Below are 12,697 nucleotides of genomic sequence, written 5' to 3' on the forward strand. Positions count from 1 at the left end.
GCTTCTGGAGAATTGATGCAATTTTTAAGGCTGTTAAAATTAAAAAGAAAAATGGGACACTGAGAGGTTAGATGTAATGTAGGTTAATTTTAATTTCGTCTATCAGGTTATGCCCATTCTCTTTTTTATCTCTGTCTCTATAGCCATTGAAAGCTTTCGAATGGAATCCTCCTCAAAGAAGGTTTGTATAGCAATGTCAAGATTTAGCCTTTTGCTTAAGAGTGAAACTATTCTAATAGCAGACAGGGAATTTCCTCCCAACGGAATAAAGGAGTCGGTTACATCAATGGCATCCATCTTTAACACATTGCACCAGATACCATGAACTAATTCTTCAATCTTATTTTTAGGTTTAACAAGTGCTCTGGATTTTTGAGGAGCACTTTTGGTTTGACTTCTTAGGAGTGCTTGTTTATCTACTTTTCCGTTAGCTGTTAGAGGAAATTTATCTATTTGAATATAAGTAGAGGGGATCATATTTGTAGGAAGAAACGATTTCAAATATTCCACTAACTCGTTTTTATCCACTTGAAATGAAGCTTTGAAATAGGCTCTTATCTCTTTAGGTTGAATTTGGTCTACTATACCAATTTCTTCCATAAGTTTTTTGATATCTCTAGTGTCTAGCTCATCATTTAACTCATTTATAGTTTCTTCTCGCTTTTTATGTCCAACGCGTACATCCCAACTGTAAGGGAAAGCATAATTATGATAGCCTTTTTTACGTTTGTGGACAAATATTCCAAGGTCATTAATGATACAATTGGTACTTCGTCCGGTATCCTTTGGCCTTTGCCATCCGATCGTATTTTCTAAGTATTCATACATCTCAGAAAGACTGACATCACTGAAACGGTAAAAATCCACAAAGGAAACTTTGGTAAAAACTTCATCAGTCTCAAACATCGAAACATCAAGATACTCGCTTACGGCGTCCTTGCTTCTATGGTATGATTTTCTTGTTTCCAGGATGATTTTGTCAATGTCTACAGGATCAAAGTGATCCTTCAAGAAAAGTTCTTCTGTAAGCCTTGTCTCAAAGAATTGCCCTCGCGAAAGTCCAGTGACAATCACTGGGATATTTTTGTCAAGTGCTAACTTAGTACTCAATGTATATACAGTTTTAAAACAACCGTTACACACGTTTTGGTACCTTTCAAGACTATCTCTAAAAATAGCATTCATGGCATCTGTTCTTCCATAGATGTGGTCTACGCCTAGTTTGGTTACTGTATTTTTAATATTCGCTTTGGCATTATCTGAAATGTATCCATTGTCAAGCGTCCATGCTAGGACATTCAGACCAAGTTCCACTAATTTTGCTAATGCATAACTGCTGTCTTTTCCACCACTCAGTAGCATTAGGCAATCGTATTCCTTTTCTGCATTTTCTCCTAAATCTAATATCTCTGATTTTAGGTTATCAATTGACTTAAAGTAGGATGAAACGTTTCGTTGATACTCTTCAAAAGATTCACAGAGATTACATACACCTTTCTCATTAAAAACAGCATCAGGGTAATTGGAAGGAATTCCACAGTTCTTACAATGAAACTCAGGGACCTCATATAAATCCTCATTTGAGTCTGCTACTAAAATATGTGCTTCCTCGATTCCAGGGTAATTACCTAGCAAAATTTCCAACTCAGCAGATTCAATTCTAACACCGTTAAGTTTAATTTGCTCATCTATTCTTCCGAAATATTCAAGTTGACCGGTAGCATTCAACTTTACCAAATCTCCTGTTTTATAAATCTTAAGACCTTCTTGAAATGGATTCGAGATAAAAGATTCATCAGTACGCTGTGGGTTTTTAAAATAGCCTTTGGCTAGCACCGCTCCACCCAGATATAAGTGGCCCTGTACACCTTGAGGTACAGGATTTAATCCATCATCTAAAATGTAATAATAACAACCCGATATCGGTTTTCCGATAGGAACTGATGCAGTATTCTCACCCAGCTCATATTGATGAACAATACAACCTACTGTAGCTTCAGTAGGTCCATATTCATTAAAGATCTCAACGCCTTCCATAAGATTAGTCTGGAAAGCTTTCGCAAGATTACCTTCAAGGTTTTCACCCCCAAAAATCACAGTTCTAATATTTGAATTCTTTAGAGATGATTCTTCAACTATTCTTGCATGAGATGGAGTGAGTTTAATGGTATTTATCTGTGTATTTTTGACCACTTCCAATACAGAAACATCCGGACCGCTTTTTCCTTCAGGATAAATGTGAATAGCTCCTCCTGAAATTAATGGCAGAAAAATCGAGGTAATGGTTAAATCAAATCCGAGAGAAGTAAAAAACGGCATATTTACTTTCTGACCTCTGCTGTATAAATTTTTTGCTTCTGATAAATAATTAGCTAGAGAAGTTAAAGAAACCTCAACTCCTTTCGGTACGCCTGTGGATCCGGAAGTAAATAAAATGTAAGCTGTTTGATTCGAATCGGTAGTTAATTTAAAATTTTCATCTGATTCCTCCAGAGAAAGAAGATCATGCAACTTTAAGTCTATGACCGAGTAATTGGAATCAAACTCCGAGGAAGCACTAATGATTAACTTTGGCTCTAAGTCTTTTAAAATACCTAAAATCCGTTTTTTCGGCAGATCTATTGGAATAGGAACGAATGTGGCACCCAATCTTAGAAGGGCAAGAACTGAAAGTATGTATTCAAATGATCGCTCCTTGTTGATTACAACAATATCTTTCGAATTGACTCCTTTTTTTTGCAGTAACTTGCAGGTTTTATTTACTAAGCTATCAAGTTCAAGATAGCTCAGGGATTGGTTGCCCAACACCAAAGCAGTCTCATTTGAGGGCTGTTTTAAGACAGCTTCCAACAACTCGGTTAAAGAAGGAATATCACTGGAAATATACTCTTTATGAGCTATTAACTCTTGCTTTTCATTTTCGGTGATGAGATTTACTGCATTTATTCTGGATTGGTCATTATGGATAAATGCTTGAACCAGTTTCTCAAAATGGAGGGGAAGAAGATCGACCTGTGAAGCAGTGAAATAAGCTTCATTTATATCGAAATAATAGTCTAAGTTATCTTTATTATTGAAATCAAACGCTTGAAGGCGCACCTGATGTCCTGAATCTAGCTCATCTGGAAATAGCCATTTCGTCTTCGTAGGTATATTTCCAAAATCTCCAAAATAGAGAGATATGTAATTTACAATAAGGTGAATACCTCTGGAATTTTCTGTAGTTTGGGCACCAGCAAAACCATTTTTGAAAAAGTCGAATAGTTCTAATCTTACCTTCTCAAAAAGCGATTGAAATGAATCCTCCGAATCAACCTGAATATCAATTGGTAAAACTTCAATCAACAAACCTGCGGTATTTTTAAACTTGCTTAAGTTCCTGTTTGGAAATGGGCTCCCTATTCTTATTAAAGATTCACCGGTTATTCTTGAAATAAAGGCTGCGAAAATAGTTGACCAAATTGTGAACTTTGTTAGATCTTGATTGAAGGACCGATAAGTCTCCTTAGAAAGCTTTTCCTCAAGAAGTGTCTTTAGTTCTTGACCAATAGGAATTTTAATTCTTTTGGCTTTTGTTCGATGGTTTGACTTTTTGTTTCCATAAAGTGATAATTCTTTAAATGGAACCAGACCTTTTGATTTCCAATAATCAGTCGAAGCAGTATTTTTGTTTTCTCGTTTTTTTTGTTCGAACTCTCTATAAGCCTCAAAACTAGCTTTATTTTCAAATTCCAGCTTTTCTTGATTCAAAACAGCAAAATAAAGCCTTTCCATCTCTTCAAAGAGCACTTTGAATGTGCTGGCATCTGCTAAAATATGATGGATGTTCAGATACCAAATAGTACGATTTTCACTAACCTCTAGCAGAATAGAATCGAAGCATCTATTGCTAAGTTCCAATGGGGTTTTTGCGCGGTCATTGATGATCGTCTGCAGGTTTTGTTCAGCCACTTTTTCACATTCAAGAATAAAGTCTGATTCGGCTAAGACTAGTTGAATTATCTCAGAATCTTCATTTTCTCTAAAAATGGTTCTAAGGCAATCGTTCTGTTTGACAAGTAAATCGAAAGCCTCACTAAATTTATATGGGTCGATTTTACCGGTAAACTCAAATGTATGCGGAAGATAATTTGAAATGGAGTTAGGAGCAATTTTCTGACTGGCCCATATACTTTGTTGACTTCCAGTTAGGCTGGAAATAGAATCTTTAGCTTTCTGCAATCTTAACTTATTTATTTTGTTGCTGCGTTATGTATTCAATAATGGAGGAAATGGTATTAAAGTTCTCAATGACCATATCCTGCGGAGGAACTTTGATTTCATATGTTTCTTCCAAATGTGCAATGAGCTTCATAATGGTGATGCTATCGATCAACCCGCTACTTAGCAACTCCTCTTCTTGGGTGACAAGGACATCAATTTCCTCATTAATATAATTTGTAATTTCTTCGACCATCATTTCGGGTTTAATACAGTTCGGTTTCTTTTGACCATGTAATCAGGCCTAGGATTAGGGACCTCTCGGATGTTTTCGATAGGGTTAAAGGTAAACATCAGGAGTTTTCTATCAATCACTCCCATGTTTTGGTAGGAACTATGGAGGAGATTGCTGTGGAAAATTGTTATATCACCCGCTTTGCCAGTAATTGGAATGATCTGCCCATGTTTTTTTATCATTTGGGCCAAAGTGGTTTGACTAATCATGTATTTCAAATTTTCATCATGAACTCCATCAGGATTATTAAGATAAGATTCCACTTCTCCTTCAGACTGGGAAGATGGGATTGCCAATAAGGGCCCGTTGGCTACCTCTACATCAGTCAGCATGATGGCAGCCGTTAAGGCTTCTGGTTTTAGCATCCCGTCTTCTTGCCAGAACTTGAAATCTTGATGCCAACTCCAAACACCTGACTCTAGGCTGCTTTTGGTGTTCAATTTTGATTGAAAAAGGTAGAAATCAGTTTTTAAAAGTTGTACTACCAATTTAGGCAAGTCTGATTTCTCAAGTAAGGCAAGGATGGAAGAGTCAAATTTTTCCGGAGCAAAAACAGTTCTGATTTTTCCTGATGTCTTTTCTCTAAAGAATTCAGGGCCGTCCATTTGCTCAATTTTATCGATGGCTCGAATAACTTGATTCAAGGGCTCACCTTCCAGCCAATTACTTATATGTAAATAGCCTTGCTGTTCATATAACTTGATTTGATCCTGACTAAGCATGATTTATTTTCTTACGATATTTCAGTGGAAAACTGTTTTTCAAGTTTTTGATAATGGACTTTTCCATTGGTAGATTGAGGTAAAGAATGTACCTCAAAGAAATGCTTTGGGACACTTGTTCTGGGTAATAATTTCAAAAGCTTTTTTCTTAAATTATCACGATCCAATTTACCATTTTTCGGAACTATCGCTGCGCAAAGCTCTTTCATATCACCTGCCTTTGAAGTAAAAACGGCAACATCAGTTACTTCTAAACATTTTAAAAGTACCTGCTCAATGGCTCCAAGATCAATTCTATAACCACTAATCTTCACTTGCCGATCCATTCTCCCTACAAAGACCAATTCATCATTTTCATTTAGATAGACAAAATCCCCGGTTCTATAGTACGTGACTTCGATTCCAGATTCAAAGTTTCTGTAGAATGATTTTGAATTCAGCTCTTCATTATTCCAATATCCTGACATCATGGTAGTAGAATGAATCAATAATTCACCTTGCTCTCCTTTAGCTACTGGTTGATTATCAGCATCTAAAATCAGATAATTTGTATTTTCCCAGACTTGCCCGATAGGAACTTCCTTATCTAATTCTACTGGTTTCGTGATTGTAAAATACGTGCATTGATTTACCTCGGCTGGACCATAGACATTGGACAGATAGGCCTTTGGAGCCTTGAATTTTAACTTATTTAGTTTAGCTGCAGGGAAAGACTCTCCCCCATATTTGATCCACCTGACTGATGGAAAATCTAAATCGAAATCACCTTGAACCAATGAAACAAACAGAGAAGGAACAGAATACAGAATGGAAATACTATTTGATCTTACAGCTTCGCAAAAACTCCCCAACATTACCAATTCACTGGTTGAAAATACATATGTAGTACATCCTGCATAGATAGCTGAGAAATATCCGAACGTACTCTGGTCGAAGTGCAATGACGCGACATTCCCTATAACATCATCACCTGAAACTTCATATAACTCTACGGATTGTCTTGCATAAGCCAATCCACTGGCATGAGTGTGTACTATTCCTTTTGGTTGCCCTGTAGATCCTGAAGTATACAAGATGTAAGCGAAATCCGATGGCTGAATGTCAAGATCCAAGCTGGAAACTCCCGCTACTTCGAATAGCTCTTCCCACGTGATTCCTTGTTCAGTTCCTAATATTCTTAATTCTTGGTGATTTATTTGATTTAACAAACGCTGATGGGCGGGAACGGAGATAATTATTTGTATATCACAATCTGCGATAATAGCATTTAGATTTTCACTTGTTTGATTAGGATCTAAGGCTACCAATACGCCTCCAGTTTTTAAAATACCATAGATGGCATAGGCAGTGTAAATGTTTTTTTCGATAAGAATTCCTATTCGATCTCCTTTTTTTACATGATTCACTACAAGCCAATTTGCCAACCTATTGCTTTTTTCTTCCAGTTCACGGTAGGTGATTTGGCCATCGAGGCTCTTAAAAGCTATTTTGTCTGGAGTTTTGATCGCTCCCGAAAGTATAAGTTCACTTAAAATTTTAGCTTGGGAATTCATTGTACACCATCTAATTTTGCAATAATATTCCGCTGAATATCAGAAGTTCCTGAATAAATCAAACCTCCCAAACCATCACGAAGATCTCGCTCTATTTCGTATTCTGTTACTACACCTTTGGCACCAAAAATTCTAATAAAGTCCATGCTAGACTCTACAAAGGCTTCACTGATATACAATTTAGCCATTGCTGCCTCTTGCATAAGAGGCAAATTATTTTTGTCAAGGTAAGCGACCTTATATAAGTGCATTTTTGAAGTTTCTAGTCTAAGTCTCATATTGGCGATACGATTTGAAATAGACTGATTTTTTCCAATACTTTGGCCGAAAGATTTTCGACTATTCGCATACGCTATCGATAGTTCAAGTTGCTTTTCTAATCGTCCGATTTGACTGGCAAAAATATATCCTCTTTCTGATTCCATGGCTGAACTAAATAAACTTAGACCAGAGCCTTCTTTACCCAATCTATTCTCATCAGGTACAAAGCAATCTTTTAAATAAAGATTTCCCATAGGGGTGGTTCGCATGCCTACTTTATCACGAACGTCACTCGTAGTAAATCCCTGCATTGTCTTGTCCACAATGAAAGCGGTAATTCCCCATCTACCCAATTTGGCATTGGTGGTAGCAAATACCACTGCTATTTCACAATTGGGAGCAAGCGTAATGTAATGCTTTTCCCCATTCAGTTTATAACCTCCAGCTACTTTCTGAGCTGTCATTTCTAAAGCATAAGTGTCAGAACCTGATCCTTCTTCTGTAATTCCGAACGCTCCAATTGCACCTGAAATTAACTTTGTAAGATATTTTTTTTTTTGTTCTTCTGTACCAAATGCATTGATAGCTACTTGAGTACTCCAAAGCTGAGAATTCAATGAGAATGGAAGCCCATTATCCTTACAACCATATCCCAACCCCTCCAGCATCAAAACTGTGGTGATGGAATCGTACCCCCCTCCACCGTATTGTTTGTCAAATGGCCAACCTAGTACACCAAAATTAGCGCATTTTTTCCACTCTTTAGCGGGAAAGATATTGTTACGATCATTATTCGAAACATGCTCATTGAGATTCTCTTGAGAAAAATCTTTGACTTTCTCGAATAATTGTAATTGCTCTTTTGTCCAGCTAAAATCCATTTGATTAAAAGGTGAACTTTATAAAACCTGTGAAATTAAAAGGAGTTCCAGGCGTGAAATGTATTTCACTTACAGGAGACGATTCAAGACTTCCGTTGGCCAAACGAATTCTAGATTCTGTATCAAATTGGGCTTCTCTCCAATTTGAATCCAGTAAGTTTTGGATAAAGAACCCTACATTAAAGGCATTAAATGAATAACTTCCATTTAAATCTATAATTGTGTAACCTTCGGCAATAACGCTATTGTCTTCATTTGCGGGTCTATCCTGCAGATATCTTGCTCTAAGCGCACCTGCAAAACCGTTTTTATCAAAACTTAATCCACCAGTAGTAGTAATTCTTGGAGCCAAAGGAATAAAATTATTTCCTTCCTCATCATCTATGCTCCTAGCATAAGAATAAGTAAAGTCTCCATCTAAATAGATCCAGTTATTCGCTTGCCAACGTAATCCCAAATCTACACCTCGGCGAGCAGTTCTTCCGCCAGCTTCCACGATTCCTGCATCGCCGACGTACACAAACTCTTGTTCAAGCCCTAAATACCAAAGTGCTCCATTCATAAGTAACCTTGGCAAAACTTTGAAATTACCTCCTAAATCAACCCCAAATGCTCTTGGAAGAATAGATTCGTTATTTGGCCTTTCCAATACTAAACGTGTATCATTTGAGTGAAAACCTATCCCTGATTTCAAGAAGATTTGCGTGTTTTCATTTGCTGTGTAAATAAAATTCAATTTAGGACTTACTACGGCAGCTGACAAGGAATTTGGATCGTAGGCAGGGGTAAGTTGATCTTGGTAGAGATAGGTGAAATAATCAAATCTCAAAGATGGGTTGATTCTTAATTTTTTCAGGTAAAGATCAAGATTTATGTAAGTATAGTAGTTTGACTCTGTAATATCACCCCGCTGCGTCACAAATCTAACGCTATCTCTGTTTTTGGTTCCTGCCAACTCATTATCACGGATATCATCATTTCTGAGTCCTACACCAAACTGAAGTGCATATTCTCCTTCACTCAATATTCCATTGTAGGTTAGTTGACTCTCCGTTCCAAAAATTGCTCTATTTTCTCGTTGTCTGATTTGATCTCCATTTACAGAATCTTCAAGGAAGAAGGTGAAGTTTGAATATAATTCGAAATCATAGGTTGTGTAGTAGGCATTATTTTTAATAAAAAGCCTGTCATTGATTTGCTTGGTATGATTTAGCGCAAGGTTACTTCTACTAGTATATCCACCTTCTGTATCATCTAGTGCTCCGAAATTAGAGATTTGTCCACTTGCAACTGCTCTTACAGGAATCTGACCTGATGCATCCCATTTACTTGTAAAGTGGGATGCGATTATACAGATATCACTTCCATCTTCTGTAGTGATTCCATATCGACCCATTAAATTTAACCTGTTAAAATTTTGACTGGCTTCAAAAGGCCCATCACTGGCTAAATATTCAGTAGCGATGTAAGCATTGCTTTTCGAATCATTGATCAAATTAAAAAGCCCAACTGAACGGGTGGTATTGAAGCTGCCTCTCTGAACTGAAACGGTACTTTTGTCCAATCCTCTCTTTGTCTGGAAATTTACATATCCAGCGGTTGCAAAATTACCTTTATCTGCATTGTAAGGACCTTTGTTGAAATCTACGCGCTCTACTGTCTCAGGGATCAAAAAGTGCAAATCAGAATAACCCTGTCCATGGGCATGTGAAACCATATTTACAGGCATTCCATCTACTGTGATATTGATATCTGTGCCGTGATCGATGTCAAAACCACGAAGGAAAATCTGTTCAGCCTTTCCACCACCGGCATGCTGACCGATAAATAGACCTGGAACTTTTCTTAGTATATCTTGAGACGTATTTACAGGATTAGTCTTGAGGTCAATTCTCGATAGCGTGCTTACGGGGTTAACTTCCTGACTAAATACCACTTCCTCAAGATTAATTGCCGATTCTCTCAATCGGAATGTCACCTCTTTAGACAAATTATCCACAACAAATATTTGTGTTTCAAAACCAATATGACTTATCTGAAGTGAATCTCCAGAATTTACACCTACCAAAACAAAATAACCTGATTCATTGGTGTGCGCATGATGCTCAGATTCATTGTGAATAATGTATGCGCCTATTATGGGCGAACTGGATTGATCCAAGATTCTACCCTTTAATGATTGTGCTTCAGTAGAAATAACTAAAGCAACTAATAGAAGTGCTGTTCCAAGTAAATCTTTCGACATATCAGTCAAGTTGAGATGAGTTTAAAATAATCGTTTAGTGAATTTCAGCTTAAATGTTACTTTTAATGATCCTATTTTGTTTGAAGCGCTTTAAAAATTTAATTGAATTATTGATTTAAGTGCGGAATTTGGTGAAATACCCCATAAGGATTTTTTTCATCTGGAGAATATGTCTCTATGGTCATTTTTGTCCCTATACCGAGTTTTTGGGCATAATTAAAAAATAAGTTTGCGGTCACTTGATCCTCCAAAGCCCATCCTGTGGAATCAAATACGCTTAATCCGGACTGATAATTCTTTTTTAATCGCTCATCATGTATTAATTCAATCCAAGTTGGACCTATGTCCGATGCCATTAATTGTTGACATTCGCCTTCCACCACTGCTTGCTCTAGAAAATCAGGACATACATTTGCTTGATTTAAAAGCGATATAGGGAGTTCAAATTTTCCTGGAAAATCAGCTCCAACAGCATTGATATGCAGATGCGATTTTGTTGTAAACTCTTCAAAAAGAGGTCCTTTCTCAGGCTCTATGGAAGTGGCTGTACATAGAATATCGGATTGCTTTAAAATATCAGAGATACTACAATTTTTTGGACTGATACCAAGATTTATAGGTGCAATTCGGTCTTCCAAACTTTCCATGGATGATTGATCTACATCATAAATCAAAATCTCCTGGATGTCAAAGAGTCTTGAAATAGCATGAATTTGTGGAACAGACTGTGCTCCACAACCAATTATCCCCAAAACCCTTGAGTCCTTTTTTGCCATCATTCTACTTGCTACTGCACTAGATGCTCCTGTTCGAAGTGCCGTGAGTAATACACCATCTACCAAGTAATTTAAGTGACCTGTATGGGCATCATAAGAAGAAATAGTTGAAAGGATAGTTGGAATCTTAAAAAGATCAGGATTTTCTGGGTGATAGCCTACTACTTTTATGACCACTTCTTCTCCTTTTTTCATAATTGGCATCCATTCTACCAATCCCAAAAAGGGCTTCTTATAGTTAAATCCAGATCGAATCGGTACTTCAGTTTCGTCTTTTGAAAAACTTGAAAGTGCAGATTCTAAATTAGCAATGAGCTCGTCCATCACATTGTTCAACCCGACGGTTGTAATGATTTTATTAACAGCCTGACTGTCGATAATGATACTTTCTTGATTTTTCCTCATTTTATCATACCGCATTTTTGTATTTTGGAAATTAAATTGCAATTCATTTTCTTACGCATAATTTAATTAAAAATGCTAAACATTATTGCCAATTCTTTGTCTTAAATGTATCACTTAATCTTCCAAATTATGAAGTCAACTGGATTAATCAAAAAATGTTTTTTAGCCTTGACTTTTTTTGTGGCGGGTATATTTACCGTAGAAGCACATCGACCTAACCAGAACTACATATATCTGAGTATCTACGAGGGAAAAATTGATTGTAGGGTGGAATTGAGAAAAAGTGATATGAATGAAGTTTTTGACTTTAATTATGGTCCAGGCGAAGTCCCAAATCAAAATGACCCAAATGTAAAAATTGTAGTCGATTATATCCTAAACAACCTTAAATTTAGTTCTAACAAGGGTGAACATGCGTTGACATTTACAGAATTAGGTCTTTTGGAATTAGATGGAAACGATTTTCTTCTCTTTAATTTTTTGATCGAAAATATTGATTCCGTTCCTTCCCAATTTGATGTTTACAATGAGATTTTTGTAAGGGAATTCAGAGGACATGAATCACTGCTCCACATTGAGAATAATTGGAAAACTGGAGTTTTGGGAAACGAGTCCCTTCCTAGCTTAATATTCGGTCCTTCCTCACCTAATCAAACTCTTGATGTAGAGGAGGGTTCGATTTTAACAGGTTTTATTGCAATGATCAAATCTGGCATATATCATATTTGGATAGGTCTGGATCATATTCTATTCTTGATCGCTTTATTAATCCCTTCGGTAATTGTATATCAACCTACTAATCTCAAAAAAAGATGGTTAGGTGTTAGGTATACTGACTTTAAACCTGAAAGTAGCTTTAAATCTGCACTAATAACTGTAGTAAAAATTATTACCATTTTTACTTTGGCACATTCGGTTACTCTGAGTTTAGCGGCTTTAGAAGTAGTCAACTTACCCTCAAGATTGGTAGAATCGGTCATCGCTTTTTCTATCGCTTTAGCTGCCTACCACAATATTGCCCCATTCCTAAATAAGAGAGAATGGCTAATCGTCTTGGTTTTTGGTCTCTTTCACGGTTTTGGTTTTGCCTCGGTGTTAGCTGAACAATCGAGAGGAGGGGATTACCTCGTTTATTCTTTAGTTGGATTTAATTTAGGAGTAGAAATCGGCCAATTGACAATTATTCTATTAACTTTTCCGATTCTATTTCTCTTTAGTAGATGGAAATATTATTACTTAGTAGTGGTAGGTTTCTCCTTACTTTTGATTTCGATTTCTATGTATTGGATTGTTGAAAGAGCTTTTGGGTATGACTTGAAAGTTCATACTTGGTTAGTAGAACAAGGGATTCTTTAATAC

General features: G+C 36.6%; 8 protein-coding genes. 1 reads left to right on the forward strand and 7 read right to left on the reverse strand.

The annotated features are described in order from the left end of the window. Nucleotides 1-102: 102 nt before the first annotated feature. The 7 genes from GJS45_RS12620 to GJS45_RS12650 all read right to left on the reverse strand — a co-directional run bounded on the left by GJS45_RS12620 (nt 103) and on the right by GJS45_RS12650 (nt 11,338). A complete protein-coding gene (locus tag GJS45_RS12620; RefSeq protein ID WP_162342202.1) occupies nt 103-4,221 on the reverse strand; it encodes a non-ribosomal peptide synthetase in 4,119 nt (1,372 codons plus the stop codon). 7 nt (nt 4,222-4,228) lie between these two features. Continuing rightward, the gene (locus GJS45_RS12625) at nt 4,229-4,459 is read right to left on the reverse strand and encodes an acyl carrier protein (RefSeq protein WP_162342203.1); all 231 of its coding nucleotides are present in this window, start codon (nt 4,457-4,459) and stop codon (nt 4,229-4,231) included. Further along, a complete protein-coding gene (locus tag GJS45_RS12630) occupies nt 4,456-5,217 on the reverse strand; it encodes a phytanoyl-CoA dioxygenase family protein (RefSeq protein ID WP_162342204.1) in 762 nt (253 codons plus the stop codon). The genes GJS45_RS12625 and GJS45_RS12630 overlap by 4 nt, the downstream gene beginning before the upstream one ends. Nucleotides 5,218-5,228: 11 nt before the next feature. Continuing rightward, entirely contained in the window at nt 5,229-6,770 is a 1,542-nt protein-coding gene (locus GJS45_RS12635) for an amino acid adenylation domain-containing protein (RefSeq protein ID WP_162342205.1), read from the reverse strand. Beyond that, on the reverse strand, nt 6,767-7,912 hold the full coding sequence (locus GJS45_RS12640; RefSeq protein ID WP_162342206.1) for an acyl-CoA dehydrogenase family protein: 1,146 nt from the start codon (nt 7,910-7,912) through the stop codon (nt 6,767-6,769). Before GJS45_RS12640 ends, GJS45_RS12635 begins: the two co-directional genes overlap by 4 nt. Before the next feature lie 4 nt (nt 7,913-7,916). Further along, nucleotides 7,917-10,157, reverse strand: a complete 2,241-nt coding sequence (locus tag GJS45_RS12645) for a TonB-dependent receptor (RefSeq protein ID WP_162342207.1) — start codon at nt 10,155-10,157, stop codon at nt 7,917-7,919. A gap of 107 nt (nt 10,158-10,264) precedes the next feature. Beyond that, nucleotides 10,265-11,338, reverse strand: a complete 1,074-nt coding sequence (locus tag GJS45_RS12650) for an ornithine cyclodeaminase family protein (protein ID WP_162342208.1) — start codon at nt 11,336-11,338, stop codon at nt 10,265-10,267. Between the two features lie 129 nt (nt 11,339-11,467). Here GJS45_RS12650 and GJS45_RS12655 point away from each other — a divergent pair, with 129 nt between their 5' ends. Continuing rightward, on the forward strand, nt 11,468-12,694 hold the full coding sequence (locus GJS45_RS12655) for a HupE/UreJ family protein (RefSeq protein WP_162342209.1): 1,227 nt from the start codon (nt 11,468-11,470) through the stop codon (nt 12,692-12,694). The last annotated feature ends 3 nt before the right edge of the window (nt 12,695-12,697 follow it).

Origin of the sequence: Cyclobacterium salsum (genome assembly GCF_010119245.1) — a bacterium.
Taxonomy (GTDB): domain Bacteria; phylum Bacteroidota; class Bacteroidia; order Cytophagales; family Cyclobacteriaceae; genus Cyclobacterium; species Cyclobacterium salsum.